Annotated in this window: 19 protein-coding genes; all 19 read left to right on the top strand. The window is 45.3% G+C overall.

Going from position 1 to position 19462, the window contains the following annotated elements:
• Positions 1 to 185 precede the first annotated feature (185 nt).
• The 19 genes from rimP to dapA all read left to right on the top strand — a co-directional run bounded on the left by rimP (position 186) and on the right by dapA (position 19309).
• On the top strand, positions 186 to 650 hold the full coding sequence (gene rimP, locus ACKTT9_RS22625) for a ribosome maturation factor RimP (protein WP_309491758.1): 465 nt from the start codon (positions 186 to 188) through the stop codon (positions 648 to 650).
• A 36-nt stretch (positions 651 to 686) separates the two neighbouring features.
• The gene (gene nusA / locus ACKTT9_RS22620) at positions 687 to 1784 is read left to right on the top strand and encodes a transcription termination factor NusA (RefSeq protein ID WP_157321183.1); all 1098 of its coding nucleotides are present in this window, start codon (positions 687 to 689) and stop codon (positions 1782 to 1784) included.
• 30 nt (positions 1785 to 1814) lie between these two features.
• The gene (gene rnpM / locus ACKTT9_RS22615) at positions 1815 to 2129 is read left to right on the top strand and encodes an RNase P modulator RnpM (RefSeq protein WP_127451004.1); all 315 of its coding nucleotides are present in this window, start codon (positions 1815 to 1817) and stop codon (positions 2127 to 2129) included.
• Positions 2119 to 2448: a ribosomal L7Ae/L30e/S12e/Gadd45 family protein gene (locus tag ACKTT9_RS22610; RefSeq protein ID WP_157321181.1), complete on the top strand. Its 330-nt coding sequence runs from the start codon at positions 2119 to 2121 to the stop codon at positions 2446 to 2448. The genes rnpM and ACKTT9_RS22610 overlap by 11 nt, the downstream gene beginning before the upstream one ends.
• Before the next feature lie 55 nt (positions 2449 to 2503).
• A complete protein-coding gene (gene infB / locus ACKTT9_RS22605; RefSeq protein ID WP_407873094.1) occupies positions 2504 to 5380 on the top strand; it encodes a translation initiation factor IF-2 in 2877 nt (958 codons plus the stop codon).
• 6 nt (positions 5381 to 5386) lie between these two features.
• On the top strand, positions 5387 to 5746 hold the full coding sequence (gene rbfA, locus ACKTT9_RS22600; protein ID WP_407867728.1) for a 30S ribosome-binding factor RbfA: 360 nt from the start codon (positions 5387 to 5389) through the stop codon (positions 5744 to 5746).
• A complete protein-coding gene (locus ACKTT9_RS22595; protein ID WP_407867727.1) occupies positions 5743 to 6744 on the top strand; it encodes a DHH family phosphoesterase in 1002 nt (333 codons plus the stop codon). Before rbfA ends, ACKTT9_RS22595 begins: the two co-directional genes overlap by 4 nt.
• Positions 6741 to 7658, top strand: coding sequence for a tRNA pseudouridine(55) synthase TruB (gene truB, locus ACKTT9_RS22590; RefSeq protein ID WP_407867726.1), 918 nt, complete (start codon positions 6741 to 6743; stop codon positions 7656 to 7658). Before ACKTT9_RS22595 ends, truB begins: the two co-directional genes overlap by 4 nt.
• 49 nt (positions 7659 to 7707) lie before the next feature.
• Complete coding sequence (locus tag ACKTT9_RS22585; protein ID WP_407867725.1) at positions 7708 to 8646, top strand: bifunctional riboflavin kinase/FAD synthetase; 939 nt, start codon at positions 7708 to 7710, stop codon at positions 8644 to 8646.
• Positions 8647 to 8809: 163 nt separating this feature from the next.
• Positions 8810 to 9079, top strand: coding sequence for a 30S ribosomal protein S15 (gene rpsO, locus ACKTT9_RS22580; protein ID WP_029195252.1), 270 nt, complete (start codon positions 8810 to 8812; stop codon positions 9077 to 9079).
• Positions 9080 to 9342: 263 nt separating this feature from the next.
• Positions 9343 to 11445, top strand: coding sequence for a polyribonucleotide nucleotidyltransferase (pnp, locus tag ACKTT9_RS22575; protein ID WP_157321169.1), 2103 nt, complete (start codon positions 9343 to 9345; stop codon positions 11443 to 11445).
• A 162-nt stretch (positions 11446 to 11607) separates the two neighbouring features.
• Positions 11608 to 12663 (top strand): polysaccharide deacetylase family protein, encoded by a 1056-nt coding sequence (locus ACKTT9_RS22570; protein ID WP_407867724.1) that lies wholly within the window; start codon positions 11608 to 11610, stop codon positions 12661 to 12663.
• A gap of 106 nt (positions 12664 to 12769) precedes the next feature.
• Complete coding sequence (locus ACKTT9_RS22565) at positions 12770 to 14026, top strand: pitrilysin family protein (protein ID WP_181646151.1); 1257 nt, start codon at positions 12770 to 12772, stop codon at positions 14024 to 14026.
• A complete protein-coding gene (gene dut, locus ACKTT9_RS22560; protein WP_258567515.1) occupies positions 14013 to 14468 on the top strand; it encodes a dUTP diphosphatase in 456 nt (151 codons plus the stop codon). The genes ACKTT9_RS22565 and dut overlap by 14 nt, the downstream gene beginning before the upstream one ends.
• Before the next feature lie 126 nt (positions 14469 to 14594).
• Positions 14595 to 15494: a dipicolinate synthase subunit DpsA gene (gene dpsA / locus ACKTT9_RS22555; RefSeq protein WP_157321166.1), complete on the top strand. Its 900-nt coding sequence runs from the start codon at positions 14595 to 14597 to the stop codon at positions 15492 to 15494.
• Positions 15491 to 16084, top strand: coding sequence for a dipicolinate synthase subunit B (locus ACKTT9_RS22550; RefSeq protein WP_127450986.1), 594 nt, complete (start codon positions 15491 to 15493; stop codon positions 16082 to 16084). The genes dpsA and ACKTT9_RS22550 overlap by 4 nt, the downstream gene beginning before the upstream one ends.
• 36 nt (positions 16085 to 16120) lie before the next feature.
• A complete protein-coding gene (locus tag ACKTT9_RS22545) occupies positions 16121 to 17158 on the top strand; it encodes an aspartate-semialdehyde dehydrogenase (RefSeq protein ID WP_407867723.1) in 1038 nt (345 codons plus the stop codon).
• A gap of 44 nt (positions 17159 to 17202) precedes the next feature.
• Positions 17203 to 18420 carry an aspartate kinase gene (dapG, locus tag ACKTT9_RS22540; RefSeq protein WP_407867722.1) on the top strand — a complete coding sequence of 406 codons (1218 nt, stop codon included), beginning with the start codon at positions 17203 to 17205 and terminating at the stop codon, positions 18418 to 18420.
• A gap of 25 nt (positions 18421 to 18445) precedes the next feature.
• Positions 18446 to 19309 carry a 4-hydroxy-tetrahydrodipicolinate synthase gene (gene dapA, locus ACKTT9_RS22535; protein WP_407867721.1) on the top strand — a complete coding sequence of 288 codons (864 nt, stop codon included), beginning with the start codon at positions 18446 to 18448 and terminating at the stop codon, positions 19307 to 19309.
• Positions 19310 to 19462 lie beyond the last annotated feature (153 nt).

The following is a 19462-nucleotide window of genomic DNA, read 5'->3' as shown; positions in this document are numbered from 1 at the left end:
TCAAGTGAAAATCATTAACAAGTTTGCTATTGTAATGCAAAGATTGGTTATGGTATAATTTTTATTGGCAATAATGAGGATATCATCTTGTGATTAAAGAGTGGGGAAACCCACTCTTTACATTTTGATATAGGACTTTTCGGGTTATGACTAGGGGAAAGTCAATTTAGGAGGTACATTTATCTGTGGTTACACAAGCACACATCAAATCCGTCATAGAGGACATGCTGAAGGATTTCATTGAACAAAATGGATTTGAACTCGTGGATATTGAATATGTCAAAGAGGGCAGCAATTGGTTCCTTCGTGTCTACGCTGACAAAGAAGGCGGAATTGATATAGATGATTGCGGCCGTATCAGTGAATACCTTAGTGTTCAATTGGATGAGAAAGATCCGATTGCTGATGCTTATTTCTTGGAGGTTTCTTCACCAGGGGCTGAACGTCCATTGAAGAAGACACAAGATTATTACAAGGCCGTGAACAGTCACGTATTTGTTACGACCTACGAGCAGATCGAGGGCTCCAAGGAGTTTGAAGGATTGCTGGTATCCTTTGACGAACAAGATCTCATCATTGAAATTGGCAAAAAGAAAGTTACTATTCCGTTCACGAAGGTAGCAAGCGCTCGTTTGGCTATCGTTTTTTAGTGACCGTTACTTATTGAAAGGGGGGACTCAGTTCAAATGAACACGGATTTCATCGAAGCGCTGTCGGAAATTGAACGTGAGAAGGGTATCTCTAAAGAGTTACTTATCGATGCAATTGAAGCAGCGATGATTTCAAGTTATAAGCGTAATTTCAACACCGCGCAAAATGTGCGCGTAGATATCAATCGTCATACGGGTCTCATTAAGGTATTTGCACGCAAAACCGTAACTGAGGAAGTACTCGATCCAAGATTGGAAATTTCGCTCCACGCTTCGCGTGAAATTAATCCAAATTATCAACTGGAAGATATTGTTGAAATTGAAGTTACGCCTCGCGATTTTGGTAGAATTGCTGCTCAAACAGCAAAACAGGTCGTAACACAGCGTATTCGTGAAGCTGAGCGAGGACTAATTTACAATGCTTTTATTGACAAAGAGGAAGATATTGTTACGGGTATTCTTCAGCGTCAAGACCAACGCAACATTTATGTTGATCTAGGTAAAGTGGAGGCTGTGCTGCCTCTAACAGAACTTATGCCAACGGACAAATTTAAGCAAGGCGATCGGATTAAAGCGTATATCACCAAAGTGGAGAATACGACTAAGGGGCCGCAAATTATTTTGTCCCGTACACATCCCGGTTTGCTTAAACGTCTGTTTGAACTCGAAGTTCCTGAAATTTTTGACGGTGTCGTCGAAATTCGTTCCGTGGCCCGCGAAGCAGGATTCCGTTCCAAAATCGCTGTTCACTCACGCAATGCTGAAGTAGATCCGGTAGGTTCCTGTGTTGGACCCAAAGGGTTACGTGTTCAAACGATTGTTACTGAACTGCGCGGCGAGAAAATCGACATCGTTCGTTGGATGGAAAGCGTGGAAGAGTATGTGGCCAATGCGCTAAGTCCTTCCAAAGTTCTTGAAGTTCAAATTCATGAAAATGAAAAGATGGCACGCGTCATTGTTCCAGACTATCAACTATCATTAGCCATTGGTATCAAAGGGCAAAATGCTCGCCTGGCAGCTAAATTGACAGGCTGGAAAATCGACATTAAGAGTGAAACACAAGCGGAACAAGAATTTGGCCGAGTGAAAACTTATACAGAAGAAATGCATCAAGATTCAGTCAGTATCGATTAAGTTTTTGTTTGGAAGCAAGGGGTGATCGGAATGAAGCAGAGAAAAGTCCCTCTGAGAAAATGCGTGGCCTGCCAGGAGATGATGCCGAAGAGGGAATTGATCCGCGTCGTCAAAACGCCTGAAGATGACATTCTCATTGATCTCAAAGGGAAAAAATCCGGGCGCGGTGCCTACTTATGCGGTAAAGTTTCTTGTTTTAAATTGGCAAAGAAAAGCAAAGCCTTGGATCGAGCACTTAAGCATGCCGTAAGCGCTGATATTTATGACCAACTGGAACAAGATTTTATTCGGGTTGAGGATGAATTCCTTTCCTCCAAAGAGGAGGACTCCGAAGATGAATCCTAAATTTTTTAACCAGTTGGGTCTAGCGATGCGGGCAGGAAAGCTTGTTACCGGCGATGAAGGCGTCTTTAAAGCCATTCGTTCGGGAGAAGCCAAACTTGTCATTATGGCGGAGGATGCTTCGGCTAATACACGGAAGAAATTTCAGGATAAATGCCAATTTTATGGGGTGACTCTTATGGAAATTGGAACGAAGTATGAATTGGGCCGCAGCATTGGTAAAGAGATGCGTGTCACCATAGGTGTATTGGACGGAGGCTTCGCGCAGATGCTGCAGAAAAGTCAAGAAAATCCTGCGGAGGTGGAACATATTGACCAATAAACAACAAGATAATAAAGATAAAACCCGCGTATACGAATACGCCAAACAGCTCAATATGAGCAGTAAAGAAATCATCACCATTCTCAAACGTTTAAATATACCTGTAAACAATCATATGAGTGTAATGGAAAATGACGCGGTTAGTTCCGTGGAGAAATTTTTCCGTGATATAAAAGCTAATGCGGCTGCCAAACGAGCAGCTACGGACGGAGGAAATGTGAGTTCATCGACGACGAATCAGAATCCTGCATCGCAGGCTCCAGCACAAGAGAATAAAGGTGCAGCAACGGGGGCTTCCAAGCCTGTTGCTTCTTCAGAACAATCAGCCAATCAAACAACTAGTGGTGCAGTGACACCACAGCCATCGACAACGCAAGCTACACCTGGTGCGACAAGTCGCCCTTCCCAACCCCAACGTGATGGCCGTCCAAGTGGTCAAGGTTCTTCGCAAGGCGGACGTCCAAGCGGTCAAGGCCAAGGTGGACAACGTTCGGGTTACCAAGGTCAAGGCGGACAACGTCCAAGCGGCCAAGGTTCATCACAAGGCGGGCAACGTTCCGGCTATCAAGGATCGTCGCAAGGCGGACAACGTCCAAGTGGCCAAGGTTATCAAGGCCAAGGACAGGGTCAAGGTCAACGCTCTGGTGACAGACCTCCATTCCGTTCCAACGATGGGCGTCCAAGTGGTGGATCATCAGGCGGATATAACAGCCAACGTCCGAGCGGTCAAGGTTCCTACCAAGGGCAAGGCCAAGGCGGAGCTCCTCGCACGAATAGCAACTATGCGGGATCCCGTCCGAACCAAGGTGCAGGCGCATCTGCCGGTGGCGGACAAAGCGCAAACAGCGGCCGTCCGCAAGGCGGAAGTCCTAACCGCAGTACAGGACCGAATCGTCAAAACAAACCTTTTGACAACCGTAACAATAACCAAAGCGGAAGACCTGTTATTCAAGAAGCTAAGCCGCAGTTCCATGTTGGAGCAACAGCAGCTGAATTGGATGATGCAGCAGCGAAGGCTGGCGTAATTACTACTAAGAAATCCAAACCAACACCTAAACGTTTTGATGATAATCGCTCTGGCGGTAACCGCGGGCCATCCGGCAACAACCGTGGCAACCAACGTGGTAACAACCGTGGCAGATATCAACAAGAAACGGTTAAGAAAGAAAAAATTGATAACACACCTAAGAAAATCATCGTTCGCGGCAGCATGACGGTTGGTGAAACAGCCAAATTGCTCCACAAAGATGCTTCTGAAGTTATCAAAAAACTGTTGTTCCTAGGAACAATGGCGACAATCAACCAAGAACTTGATTTGGACGCTATTCAATTGATTGCAACTGAATTCGGCGTTGAAGTTGAGATTAAAATTAAAGTCGAAGAAGACAACTTCGAGACGATTGAAGAAGTGGATGATGAGGCAGATCTGCTTGAGCGTCCACCGGTTGTTACCATTATGGGGCACGTTGACCATGGTAAAACAACACTTCTTGATGCTATTCGTAAAACAAGCGTTACGGAAGGCGAAGCAGGCGGAATTACGCAGCACATCGGTGCGTACCAAGTTGAAGTTAACCATAAGAAAATCACGTTCTTGGATACACCTGGTCACGAAGCATTTACAACGATGCGTGCCCGCGGTGCACAAGTAACGGATATTACGATTATTGTCGTAGCTGCAGATGACGGCGTAATGCCACAAACCGTAGAAGCGATTAGCCATGCTAAAGCGGCAGGCGTTCCAATCATTGTTGCTGTGAACAAAATTGATAAAGAAGGCGCTAATCCTGACCAAATCAAACAGGCTCTTACAGCTTATGAACTGGTTCCGGAGGAGTGGGGCGGCGATACAATTTTCTGCGAGATTTCCGCGAAACAACGTATCGGACTTGAAAATCTCTTAGAGATGATCCTGCTCGTAGCGGAAGTACAAGAGTACAAAGCTAACCCGAACAAACGTGCAAGAGGAACAGTTATTGAAGCTGAGTTGGATAAAGGAAGAGGCCCAGTGGCTCGTGTCCTGATTCAACATGGTACGCTTAAAGTGGGAGATAGCTTCGTTGCTGGCGTTCACTTCGGCCGTATCAGAGCGATGGTGAATGATAAGGGCAAACGCTTGAAAGAAGCAGGTCCATCTACGCCAGTCGAAATCACGGGTCTAACTGATGTTCCTCAAGCTGGAGATCCATTCTTGGTATATGAAGATGAGCGTAAAGCGAGAGATATCGCGGACCGTCGTTCCATCGCATTGCGTCAATCCGAGATGACGGCAAATTCACGCGTGACATTGGATGATCTCTTCAAGCATATCAAAGATGGCGAAATCAAGGATTTGAATGTCATTATCAAAGGTGACGTTCAAGGATCTGTTGAAGCGCTGAAAAGCTCGCTTGAGAAGATCGAAGTGGAAGGCGTTCGCGTCAAAATCCTGCATAACGGTGTAGGGGCGATTACGGAGTCTGATATTATTCTTGCTTCGGCGTCTAATGCGATTATTATCGGTTTCAACGTTCGTCCGGAGCCTGCTGCGAAATCTACAGCAGAACAAGAGAAAGTTGATATTCGTCTGCACAATATCATTTACAACGTTATTGAAGAAATCGAGCAAGCGATGAAAGGCATGCTGGATCCAATCTTCAAAGAAGTTGTTCTTGGTCAAGCGGAAGTACGTAACGTGTTCAAAATTACGGGTTCAGGAACAATTGCCGGCTGTATGGTTATCTCTGGTAAAATTGCTCGTAACGCACAAACTCGCTTGATCCGCAGCGGTATTGTCGTTCATGAAGGCAAAATTGATTCCTTGAAACGATTTAAAGATGACCAAAAAGAAGTCGCACAAGGTTATGAATGTGGTATATCTCTGGAGCGTTATCATGATATTAAAGAGGGCGACATTATTGAAGCCTTCATCATGGAGTCCGTTGAGAGGTGATAACAAATGGCTAGAGTGCGTGTAGGTCGAGTAAGCGAGCAAATCAAGAAGGAATTGAGCCAAATCGTTCAATCCGAGTTAAAAGACCCGCGAATTGGTTTCCTAACCGTTACGGGTGTTGAAGTAACAAACGATCTTTCCTTAGCGCGTGTGTATCTAAGCGTGATGGGTACGGACGAACAGAAAGAAGCCACACTGAAGGCTCTTTCTGCAGGTTCCGGTTACATCCGTTCTGAGCTTGGCAAACGAATTCGGTTACGGAAAATCCCGGAACTACAGTTCAAGTTCGATGCGTCTATCGATTATGGCAGTCATATCGAGAACTTGCTTCATAAGCTAAACCAGGAAGGAAATCCAAGTGTATGAGTAATGGAATGATGCATGCCACCGAATACAGCCAGCAGCTGGAAGCAGCAGCTAAGTTTATCGAGCAGCATGATGATTTCCTGGTGGTATCTCACATCCAGCCGGATGGGGATGCCGCCAGCTCTACATACGCGATGGGTTGGCTTCTGGACCAGCTAGGGAAGACCTTTACCATGATCAACGATGGTCCTATGCCTTCTAAATTCTCCTATCTATGGGGAAGCGATCAGGTACTTGATTTTAGCAAAGAAGTACCGAGTAGACGTTACAAGACCATAATAAGTGTTGATTGTGCTGATTTCTCCAGAATAGGTAGGGTCAGCACTCTTTTTGATGAACAAGCTCAGCTGCTCAATGTTGATCATCATCCAACCAATGATAGATTTGGTTCGTGCCATTTGATTAAACATGATGCGGCCGCGACTGTTCAAATCTTGTATGATTTAGCCATACATATGAACATGAGTTTGAACTTGGCCATTGGTGACTGCATCTACACAGGTTTGCTTACGGATACAGGCGGTTTTCGTTATTCGAATACTTCGCCGGAAGTTATGCAAATTGGAGCGTCTCTACTTGCTTTGGGCGTGCAGGGCTCCGAAATTGCCGAGCAAGTTTTGGAGAGAGTGACCTATTCGCAAATCGTTCTTCTTCAAAAGGCCTTATCTACCCTTTCGTTTGCCCATGACCGCAAACTGGCGTGGCTCGCAGTCTCTTTAGCTGATTTGGAGTCTACTGGGGCTTCCAGTGAAGATTTAGATGGACTGGTGAACTACCCTCGTAACGTGGAAGGCGTCGAAGTGGGGATGCTATTTAAGGAGAAAGCACCCGGCGTAATTAAAGTAAGTCTTCGCTCTTCAGGACTTGTCGACGTTGCAGCGATCGCTCAATCCCTTGGTGGAGGCGGTCATGTTCGTGCATCAGGCTGCACAATCCAAGGAACAATTGAAGAAGCCGTAGCAAGAATGGTTCAGGAAGTAGGGAGCAAGCTGATATGACGCTAGAAGGCATCTTGCCTGTTTGGAAACCGGAAGGCTTCACATCTCATGATGTTGTAGCCAAAGTCAGAGGTATACTTGGAATTAGACGTATTGGCCATACCGGAACGTTAGATCCGCAAGTGACAGGAGTTCTGCCACTTTGCATTGGTCGAGCAACCCGGATGGTTGAATATATACAGGACTTGCCGAAGGAATATGAAGCCGTTCTTCGAATTGGCCTTTCAACAGATACAGAAGATATGACTGGCAATGTGCTCGAAGAAGTTTCTCTCGTACAATTGGACGAAACGGTTGTTCGCGAGGCTTTGCTTCGCTTTGTCGGAGAGATCGAACAGATTCCTCCTATGTTCTCGGCTGTTAAGATCGACGGGAAACGGCTCTATGAGCTGGCCCGCGAAGGCAAGGAAGTTGAGCGCAAATCACGCAAAGTAACGATCCATCAATTAGACATTCTTCGTATGGATTTACAGCAAAAGCATCCGGAAATACATTTCCGTGTTTCTTGCTCAAAAGGAACCTATATTCGAACGCTTTGTGTTGATATTGGTAAAGCTTTAGGGTATCCTGCGGTTATGAGCAGCTTGATCAGAACTTCCACAGGCAATATCCGTCAGGAACAGTGTCTAACCTTTGAGCAAATCAAAGAATTGAAGGATCAAGGCGTATTGCAGAATCGTATGATTCCTATGGATCAAGCGATCTCTCATATCCCTTCGGTTGAGCTTTCCGACCAAGAAGCCACTCATGCGCAGCAAGGAAAACGCATTACTGTGGCTAAAAGTCGCATTACAGGTGCAGCGGCGGGTTCTCCAACCTTGCTTCGTGCCTATTCTCCAGATAATAGGTTCCTAGGGCTTTATGAATGGAAAAGCGCTGGCCAAATCCTGATCCCTTCAAAAGTATTTCTTTAACCCATTACAAGCAGGGACAGGTTGAAATGGATAGGTGAATTGAACTTATATGCAAATAATACCAATATCATATCCCATTGATTTTGATACTCCGAGCGTTTTTGTCGGAGAGCAGGTAGTAGCTATAGGTGATTTTGATGGTGTTCATCTGGGGCACCGAGAGGTCATTGGACGAGCCATACTTACTGCTAAAAAGCTGAATCTTCCGACAGCCATCATGACTTTCCACCCGCATCCCAGATCGGTAATGGGGCAGGATAAATACATTGATCTTTTGACACCGATGAAAGAGAAGATGGAGATATTTGCCTCGCTGGGCGTCAATCATACCTATATTGTGACCTTCGACGCTTCGCTAATGCGATTGTCCCCGGAACTATTCGTGGATCAAGTCTTGGATCGGCTAGGTGTGAACAGCGTCATTTGCGGTTTTGATTTTACTTTCGGCTATCAAGGCAAAGGCAACCCGGATTCGCTTTGCGAATTGAGTCACGGGAAATTTTCTGTAGAAGTGGTGAGACCTTTTCAAATGGACGGCGAAAAAGTTAGTTCTACACTCATTCGTGAATCGTTGCAACAAGGGGATATTGACACAGTTACTAGACTTCTTGGCCGTCCCTACAGCATTAGCGGCATCGTGATAGATGGAGAGAAGCGAGGAAGACAATTAGGGTTTCCAACAGCTAATCTTCAATTGGACGAGACCTATGTTGTTCCTACAAATGGCGTGTATGCGATTAAAGCTTCAATCAAAGGGGAAACCTATAAAGGCGTCATGAATATCGGCGTTAAGCCGACTTTTGCTACTGGAGAGTTGAAGCCATCGTTTGAAGCTCATTTATTTGACTTCTCCGAGCAAATTTATGGCGAACAAATGAAGGTTGAACTCATTGCTTTCCTTCGTCCCGAGCGTAAATTCTCGTCCATTGACGAGCTGATTACGCAGATCAAGGTGGATGCGGAAGCTGCAAAAAATAAATTAGAATAGATCCTACCGAATCAAACATTTACTTCTACTATGTGATTATGGTATACTGATTAACGTTGCCCAAAGGACAATTCCCTTGGCATGAACCTAAGCTTGGATAGACGCTATCATCGGCGATTTCTAGGCTTATGGGGATACAATAGAATTTAGGAGATGAACAATCATGGCATTAACACAAGAGCGCAAAACACAACTGATTCAAACTCACAAGGTACACGATACCGACACAGGTTCACCTGAAGTACAAGTAGCAATCCTTACTGAGAACATTGTAAACCTTACGAACCACCTTCGTACACACAAGAAAGATCACCACTCCCGTCGTGGTTTGCTTAAAATGGTTGGACAACGCCGTAAGCTTCTTGCTTACGTGAAGAACAAAGATGTAAGCCGTTATAGTGCTTTGATCGAGAAGCTTGGTTTGCGTCGATAAAACCGACAATGAGAAGCAACCTGTTGCTCCTTTGCTGGGCTTGATAAAGCTTGCGCAGAGAGTGGCAACGAGGTTGCTTTTTCTTGTATTTTTAAAACGGAAAAAGAAGGAAATACTAGACACTACGCAGAATTAGAGGATGACTCAGGTGCTAGGCAGGTTTTTGAATACATACGGAGTCAAAGGTTTGAGGTATTAACCTCCTTTTCTGTGAATGCGTATCAAGACACATAATGAATAAGAAATTTCCTTAGGAGGATTTTATGGAGAAAAGGGTACAAATGGAACTTGGCGGTAAACCGTTCATTCTTGAAACGGGCCGACTTGCCAAACAAGCCAATGCAGCAGTTACCGTTCGCTATGGTGACACGGTTGTGCTAAGTACAGTTACAGCATCCAGCGGACCGAAAGACCTGGATTTTTTCCCGTTGACTGTCAATTATGAAGAAAGACTTTATTCCGTAGGTAAGATTCCAGGCGGATTTATCAAGCGTGAAGGTCGCCCAAGTGAAAAAGCAATTCTTGCGAGCCGTTTGACGGATCGTCCGATTCGTCCGCTTTTCCCGGAAGGTTTCCGTAACGATGTTCAAATCGTGTCCATGGTGATGAGCGTGGATCAAGAGTGTCCACCGGAAATCGCGGCAATGATCGGTACTTCCGCAGCGCTGGCAATTTCGGATGTTCCTTTCAACGGTCCTGTTGGCGGTGTCATTGTTGGACGTGTGGATGGTCAATTCGTAATCAACCCAACGGGTGAAATTGCGGAGAAAAGTGATCTTCATTTAACAGTTGCAGGAACAAAAGACGCTATCATGATGGTTGAAGCAGGCGCCAACGAAGTATCCGAGGACGTTGTGCTCGAAGCAATTATGTACGGTCATGATGAAATCCGCAAAATTGTTGCTGTTATTGAAGAATTGGTTGAAATCGCAGGCAAGCCGAAAATGGAAGTGAAACTCCATGCGGTTGATGCTGATGTAAGCAAAGCAGTTCGCGACTTCGCGCAGGCTAGATTAGTTGATGCCATCAAAATTTCCGAGAAACATGCAAGACAAGAAGCAATTGACGTTGTGAACGCTGAAGCGGTAGAACATTTTACAGCTTTGTATGCGGAAACACCGGAGTTGTTAGGCGATGTGAAAGAAACTCTTTATGATATCGTCAAAGAAGAAGTTCGCCGTTTGATTACGCATGATAAAGTTAGACCGGATGGACGTAAATTGGAAGAAATTCGTGCGATTGACTGCGATATTGACTTGCTGCCGCGGACTCACGGATCAGGCTTGTTCACACGTGGACAAACGCAAGCGTTAAGTATTTGTACACTGGGCGCATTAGGCGATGTTCAAATTCTAGATGGCTTGGATCTTACAGAAACGAAACGCTTCATGCATCACTATAATTTCCCTCCGTTCTCCGTAGGTGAAGCAAGACCGCTTCGTCCGCCAGGTCGTCGTGAAATCGGACATGGTGCGCTAGGGGAGAGAGCTTTGGAGCCGATCATACCTAACGAAACCGATTTCCCTTACACGATTCGTCTTGTATCTGAGGTACTTGAATCCAACGGATCTACATCCCAAGCAAGTATTTGCGCAAGTACTTTGGCGCTTATGGATGCTGGGGTTCCAATTAAAGCACCGGTTGCTGGTATTGCGATGGGTCTGATTAAAGACGGAGATCATTTCTCCATTTTGTCCGATATTCAAGGGATGGAAGATCATCTTGGCGATATGGACTTCAAAGTTGCGGGTACAGCTGAAGGGATTACAGCGCTTCAAATGGATATCAAAATCGATGGTATCGATCGCAGCATCCTGCAGCAGTCTTTGCAGCAAGCCAAAGAAGGCCGTATGCACATTTTAGGCAAAATGGTTTCACGTATTTCGGAACCGAAGAAAACTCTTTCCGAATATGCGCCGAAAATCTTGACAATGAACATCAACCCTGACAAAATCCGTGATGTGATCGGAGCAGGCGGTAAAATCATCAACAAGATTATCGAAGAAACTGGCGTGAAAATTGATATCGAGCAAGATGGCCGTGTCTTCATTGCTTCCTCTAATCAAGCCATGAATGAAAAAGCACGTTCCATTATTGAAGGTATTGTGCGTGAGGTTATCGTCGGTGAAACGTATCTTGGTACGGTAAAACGCGTTGAGAAATTCGGAGCTTTCGTTGAGATCCTGCCAGGTAAAGAAGGTCTGGTTCATATTTCTCAAATCTCCACAGAACGAGTCGCAAAAGTGGAAGATGTCGTTAACGTTGGCGATCAAATCACAGTCAAAGTAACGGAAATTGACCAGCAAGGAAGAGTAAACCTTTCTCGCAAAGCTACATTAACTTCGCAAGTCCCGGCTCAAACCTAGAGCCGAGTGACTTGTGAAGTCCCTTTTTCATAGATGAAGTAATGGATAAAGAGTCAGATGAATCTGTCTCTTTTTTGCTATTTTGTAAGACAGGACATGCCCGGTTCTACTCTTGTCCCTTTCTGCATACACTCAGGACATGAGGAGAAGGGGGATCGGTCTATGCGCTACAAGAAATGGCTTCTACTTGGAAGTTTTTTTGCTATGATTATGCTTGCCTTAGATACTATCCCTAATGTGGGTGCTTATATTCAGTCCGTGAAAAGTGGACAAAGTCCCTATGTATTCGGGACCGATTGGGAGGACGAAGAAGCGCTTCCGGTTTTTGCAATGCAGCCGGCTGCTGGTCCAATTCAATCGACACCGCCTAAAAGCAATAATTTATTAGATACAATTACCCAAGAGGCGGAAAAACGTAAAATTGCTCCGATCAATGCGAAATTAGATTCAGTGTGGAAAGCAATTCCTGGTTATAACGGTCTGGAAGTCGATATTCCTGAAACGCTTAAACTGGCTCAGCACAAGTTGACGCCTGGCAAAATCAATTACATCATGAAAGAAGTTCCTCCTAGTATCCAGTTGGAAGATCTGGGACCAAACCCCATCTATAAAGGCAATCCCAAAAAGCCTATGGTCTCATTTATGATCAATGTTGCTTGGGGGAATGAGTATTTGCCGAGCATTTTAGAGACGCTGCGCAAAGAAAACGTGCACGCTACATTTTTCCTCGATGGCTCTTGGTTGAATAAAAATGTTGAGATGGCGAAAACGATCCAGAATGCAGGTCATGAATTGTCCAATCATGCTTATTCCCATAAGGATATGAGGAACGTCAGCCGAAGTAAGGCTGTGGAGGAAATCTCCAAAACGGAGCAGTTGCTGAAGCAGCAGTTAGGCGTAAATAACACACTATTTGCCCCGCCTTCGGGGTATTTTAACCAAGAAACGGTTCAAGTAGCGGCCGAGTTTAAACTAAAGACGGTGTTATGGACTTTTGATACGATTGATTGGAAAAATCCCGGAGCAGATCGCATTCTGCAGCGGCTTTCCACCAGTGTTGAGCCAGGCACGCTTATTCTGATGCATCCAACACCTTCTTCCAGGGACGCACTGCCAGGGATGATACGAATGATTAAGAATAAGGGATTAACCATGGGTACGGTAACGGAATTGCTTTCCTCCAAACGGGTCGAAGAAGCGAACCAAATTGTCAACTGAGTGAGGGCCAACTTGCAAAGTTGAGTCGCTCGCACATTTTTGTTAGACTGAGGAAGTATAATTTGGAAATGGGACTTTACGGGCTTCATTTTGAGGAGGAAACTTAGTGATCAAATATCGCTTACATAATGGCTTGAGAGTGGTTATGGAACAAATCCCTACTTTTCGATCGGTCACGTTCGGAATTTGGGTAAAGACTGGCTCACGTAATGAGTCTCAAGAACAAAACGGCATTTCACACTTTATTGAACACATGCTGTTCAAGGGGACGGAGCGCCATTCAGCAAAAGATATCGCAGAGATATTTGACGGAATTGGCGGGAATGTCAATGCATTTACCTCCAAAGAGTACACTTGCTATTATGCCAAAGTACTCGATGAGCATTTGCCGCTAGCTATGGATGTACTTTCCGACATGTTCTTCCATTCTTCCTTTGATGAAGGGGAGCTGGAGAAAGAAAAGGGAGTCATTTATGAAGAGATCTCGATGTATGAAGATACACCTGACGACTTGGTCCATGATTTATTAGCGAAAGCTTCTTATGGGACTCATCCATTAGGTTATACGATTCTCGGGACGGCGGAGAATTTATCCAAAATGAAGTCCGATGATCTTCGTAATTATATGAAGAAACATTATAATACGGAGAATACGGTGCTAAGCATTGCCGGCAATATTGATGACAGCGTTCGTGAATTGATTGAGAAGCATTTTGGTGGATTCGCACTAACAGGAGCAGAAACGAGCTATGATGCACCGGATTTCCTTGGAGAATTGATTTTCCATGCTAAGAAAACAGAGCAAAATCATATCTGTCTCTCACTGCCAGGTCTCTCCTTACAAGAGGAAAACCTGTACCCTATGGTGCTGCTCAATAACGCGATCGGCGGGGGCATGAGCTCCAGGCTATTTCAAGAAATCCGTGAGAAGCGCGGCTTAGCTTACTCGGTGTATTCGTACCATTCTTCCCATATCGATAGCGGTATGTTTACGATCTATACAGGCACAGCACCTAAACAAACAGAAGAAGTCTTGAAGGTAACGATGGAGCTGCTGCATGATATAGCGGTAAAAGGGATGCTGGAATCCGAGTTGAAAAAAGGGAAAGAACAGTTGAAGGGCAGCCTGATTCTTAGTCTTGAGAGTACGAGCAGCCGCATGAACCGTTTCGGGAAAAATGAGTTGATGACCGGCAAGCACTACAGCCTGGATGAAATGCTTCAACGCATTGACAGCGTTCAAATGGAGCACATTCAAGCTTTAACCAAAACATTATTCTCTACACCGTTCGCTCTGTCTATGGTAGGGAATTCCGATGATGTCATTAGCAGCTTCAGGAGGGATCAGCTTGTCTCTCTCTAAGTTTGATGTCCAAATAAAACGTGTTTCCGGGCAGGAAGATATTCTCTTGCCTCAGAAAATGTCTGCAGCCGCAAGTGGATTTGACCTTCACGCTGCTGTAAGCGAACCCGTTATTCTTGCTCCGGGTGAGCGTCGGCTTATTCCCACTGGATTCGCATTGAGCATGCCGCCGGAACTTGAAGCACAGATCCGGCCAAGAAGCGGATTGGCGTTCAAATATGGCATTACGACACTAAATTCTCCAGGAACAATCGATGCTGATTATCGTGGTGAAGTGAAGGTGCTGCTGATCAATCTTGGACAGGAAGCATTCACAATTGGGCGCAATGAGCGCATTGCCCAGATGGTATTTCAGCTGGTACCACAGATTGATTTAGTGGAAGTTAATGAGTTGACGGAAACGGAGCGGGGCTCCGGCGGGTTTGGTCACACAGGACGATAATAAGTAGTAGGAAGAACCTCTGTATAGGGGTTCTTTTTTTTGTTTCAAAAAGCAGTGGCACCCATCTTTAGGCGAACGCATACTATAACGTATCGAAACGGACCGAGAAAGGGGTGTAAGCAAAGAATGCTTACTGGGATTTCGGTTGCTTTCATGGGTGGAGACGCCCGGCAGCTAGAAGTAATTCAGAAATTTACCGAGCTTGACGCATCAGTAACATTATTCGGTTTTGACAATCTCGGGAGGCAATTCAGCAGTGTTTCCAATGCGAAACTAGATCCCGTGCTGCTTCAAACGATTGATGTTCTAATTTTGCCGGCTGTTGGTACGGATGATTCGGGACAAGTGGAATCTATCTTTTCAAGCGAAGAGTTGAGATTGACGGACGTTCATATTTCTTCGCTGCCGAAGCATGCCAAGGTATACACGGGAATGGCCAAAAGTTATTTGAAAAATCTTTGTGCCGCACATGGAATAGGCGTTGTGGAGTTATTTGATCGAGATGATGTCGCGATATACAACTCCATTCCAACAGCTGAAGGCGCGCTGATGATGGCGATACAGAACACAGATATTACGATTCATGGTTCTGTATGTATGGTTTTGGGTTTTGGCCGTACGGGTTTCACCATGGCCAAAACACTGCAAGGTTTAGGGGCTACCGTTAAGGTAGGGGTAAGGAAACCAGAGCATTTCGCAAGGGCGTGGGAGATGGGTTTTCAGCCTTTTTACACGAAAGATCTGTATCCGGAAGTGGGGAATATTGACTTGCTTTTTAACACAATTCCGACTATGATAGTCACAGCGCAAGTTATTACCAATATCCCACATCGCGCGCTGATCATCGATTTGGCTTCTAAACCCGGTGGAACGGATTTCCGATTTGCCGAGAGAAGAGGTGTCAAAGCGATGCTTGCGCCCGGATTACCTGGCATCGTCGCCCCCAAAACAGCTGGCCGCATCATGGCGAACACACTAAGTCAGCTGATCGAGGAAGACTTCAGAGACAGGAGCGATGTGGAATGAATTGGCAAGGGAAAACAGTCGGTTACGCGTTAACCGGTTCTCACTGTACGCTGGAAGAGGTAATGCCTCAAATTCAGAGATTTGTAGATGCTGGTGCACGTGTCATTCCGATTGTATCCAATACGATCATGACAACGGACACACGTTTCGGGAAATCGGCAGATTGGCAGCAGCAGTTAAAGGACATAACAGGCAACAACATCATTTCGACAATTGTAGATGCAGAACCACTAGGTCCATCCAAGCTGCTTGATGTGATGGTTATTGCGCCGTGCACAGGAAATACAACTAGTAAGCTAGCAAATGCGATGACAGAAAGTCCTGTACTTATGGCTGCCAAAGCGCAAATGCGGAACTTACGTCCGCTTGTTTTAGCTATCTCTACCAATGACGGACTGGGTTTGAATGCGATGAATATCGCTAAGCTTCTGATTACGAAGAACATTTATTTTGTTCCTTTTGGTCAAGATGCACCTGGAGCTAAGCCAAATTCGTTGGTGGCTCGCATGGACTTGATTATGGAAGCTTGTGAGTCTGCGTTGGATGGCAAGCAATTGCAACCCATGATTATTGAGAGATTTCAGTACTAATTTCATATATAAATCTTGAAGGGGAGAGACCAGCTCATGTCCAACCAGAAGCTTTTCAACATTGCAGTCGTCGGAGCAACAGGCGCAGTAGGTGAACAAATCATCCGTCTATTAGAACAACGGAATTTCCCCATCAAGGAATTAAAATTGCTTTCTTCCGCTCGCTCAGCCGGTGTCAAGATCTCATTCAAAGGTCAAGATGTAACGGTTCAAGAAGCTACCCCTGACAGCTTTGAGGGTGTAGATATTGCCTTGTTTAGCGCTGGCGGCGACGTGACTAAAGCGTTAGCTCCGCACGCGGTGAATGCAGGTGCAATTTGTATTGATAACACAAGTGCCTACCGTATGGATCCAGACACACCTCTGGTTGTTCCAGAAGTGAATGTTGACAAGATCAACGAGCACAAAGGTATCATTGCAAATCCAAACTGTTCCACGATTCAGATGGTTGCAACCCTGAAGCCTTTATACGATCGTTACGGCATTTCCCGTATCATCGTATCGACGTATCAAGCTGTTTCTGGAGCGGGCACGAAAGCGATTCATGAAATGTTGAGACAATCGCAAGAGGTACTTGCAGGTAACGATGCGAATCCGGACATTTTGCCAGTTGGCTCATTGCCGGTGAAACACCAAATCGCGTTTAATGCAATTCCTCAAATCGACAAGTTTCTCGACAATGGATTTACCAATGAAGAGATGAAAATGATTCTTGAAACGAAAAAAATTATGGGTGACGAGTCCATTGAAGTGACTGCCACTTGTGTGCGCATTCCTGTTGTGTATGGACATTCAGAGTCTGTTTACGTGGAATTGAAGGAAGATTTCGACGTAGAAGAAGTGAAAACATTGCTTGCGAATGCTCCTGGTATCGTGTTAGTTGACAACCCGGCTGAGCAGCAATATCCACTAGCAACAGATGCAGCGGGCAAGCTGGAAACTTTTGTTGGACGCGTGCGCCGCGATTTGAGCAACCCAAAAGCACTGAATATGTGGATTGTTTCTGACAACCTGCTCAAAGGCGCTGCTTGGAATGCTGTGCAAATTGCTGAATATATTGCTATAGAACAATAATCAGCATTACTGCGATTAAGTTGCAGTGAATATGGGGGAAACTCATGCGAATCCTTGTACAGAAATTCGGAGGTACCTCGCTTTCCACCGCACAAGCCAGAGAACATGTTATTGGACATATTCAAGATGCACTAATCGATGATTACAAACTAGTCGTTGTTGTTTCTGCGATGGGACGTAAAGGGGAACCCTATGCGACTGACACGCTCTTAGATCTTGTTCGTAAGAACGGGGAGGGGCTGCCGGCGCGGGAACTCGACATGCTAATGGGCTGCGGAGAATTAATTTCTGCGGTACATTTGTGCAGTTTATTGCAGTCTAGAGGCATCCGCTCAACAGTTTTGACGGGTGGGCAAGCTGGCATTTTAACAAATGACGATCACGGTAACGCTAAGATCGTTGCTATGCAGCCTAACCGTATTCTAGAATTACTGGAACAAGATATGGTTGTTATCGTTACAGGTTTTCAAGGTAAAACAAGCGAGGATGAACTGACTACGCTGGGACGCGGAGGTAGTGATACATCAGCGACTGCGTTAGGAGCAGCACTGAAAGCCGACATTGTTGATATTTTCACAGACGTCAATGGGATAATGACAGCGGATCCAAGAATCGTGGAGGACGCCAAACCACTCATTCGAGTCAGCTTTGCTGAAATTTGCAATATGGCGCACAATGGCGCCAAAGTGATTCATCCGCGTGCCGTAGAAGTCGCTATGCACGCTAATATTCCGATCCGGGTGCGATCCACGTTCACGAAGGAATTAGGCACTTTGGTTACAGCTTCAGACAGTATCCCGCATGACATGAACCAAGTGAAAGACCGCTTTGTTACAGGGATTGCCCATTTTACGAACATTACGCAAATCTATGTGGCCGCCGTTGAGGGGCAATTCGATCTGCAGCTTCGTGTATTCAAAACGATGGCGCAGAACCAGATCAGTGTTGATTTTATCAGTGTGAATCCATCGGCAGTTGTTTATACCGTTTTCGACCACGAAGCTGAACGCGCAGTTAAGCTGCTTAGGAGCCATGGTTACGAACCCCATGCTTTAAGTGGATGTGCCAAGGTATCCGTGATTGGCGGGGGGATGAACGGCGTGCCGGGAATTATGGCGCAAATTGTAGAAGCTTTAACGATAGAAGACATACGGATCTTGCAATCAGCCGATTCGAATACGACGATCTGGGTGCTTGTACAAGGTGAAGATATGATCAAATCGGTTAAAGCATTACATCATAAATTTGGTTTAAATAAATGAATATGAGATTCAGGAGGTGCAAACGGTGGATTTTGGAAGAGTAATCACAGCCATGGTCACTCCGTTTGACGAGCAATTACAAGTCAACTGGGACCAAGTAGAACCGCTAATCAATTATTTGATCGAAGAGCAGCAGTCTGATAGCCTCGTAATTTGTGGGACCACTGGTGAGGCGCCTACATTAACTGACGAGGAGAAGCTGAAGCTGATCGAGCTATCCGTTCGTTATGCACGAGGTCGTTGCAAGATCATTGCAGGCACTGGAAGCAATGATACGGCACACACCATTCATTTCTCCCAAAAGGTCGAGAAACTTGGAGTCGATGCTTTGCTTATCGTCGCTCCTTACTATAACCGCCCGTCGCAAGAGGGGTTGTACCAGCATTTTAAAGCCGTTGCTGAATCCGTTAACGTCGGTATCATGCTTTATAATGTACCGGGCCGTACAGGTGTTAATTTGGATGCAGAGACAACCATTCGTCTTTCCCACATTTCGAATATTGTGGCAACCAAGGATTGTGCGAACACGGATCAATTAACCCGTATTCTTAACGATGCAGCCCCTGGTTTTCTAGTATACAGCGGGGATGACAGCAATGCCCTGCCAGCATTATCCGTAGGTTGTTATGGAATTATTAGTGTTGCGAGCCATGTGATTGGAAAAGAAATGCAATCTATGGTAAAGTATTATTTAGAAGGTAACATTCAGCAAGCGGCAGAGCTTCATCGTAAGCTGCACCCTGTGTTTATTGGCATTTTCCGTGTTCCGAGTCCTGCTCCAATCAAGCATGCTCTTGCACTGAAAGGCATCCAAACAGGGGGCGTGAGACTTCCGTTAGTTCGCGTATCCGAGCAAGAAGGACAATTCATCCAATCACTTTTTGTATGATAACGCCTAATGAATCGGTGCTCCGGCATCGGTTTTCTTTTTTTGGGGAAGCTATTGTAATCGGTATTAACTTGTATTTGTTGTTTTTTTTCATGTATAATGGTTGCAAGTGACTAGTTCGGTTTTTCATCTAAAATTCGTCGTCCAATCTTA

Origin of the sequence: Paenibacillus sp. P36 (assembly GCF_045866505.1) — a bacterium.
GTDB classification, from domain to species: domain Bacteria; phylum Bacillota; class Bacilli; order Paenibacillales; family NBRC-103111; genus Paenibacillus_E; species Paenibacillus_E chondroitinus.
This window is presented reverse-complemented; position numbering and strand designations above follow the sequence as displayed.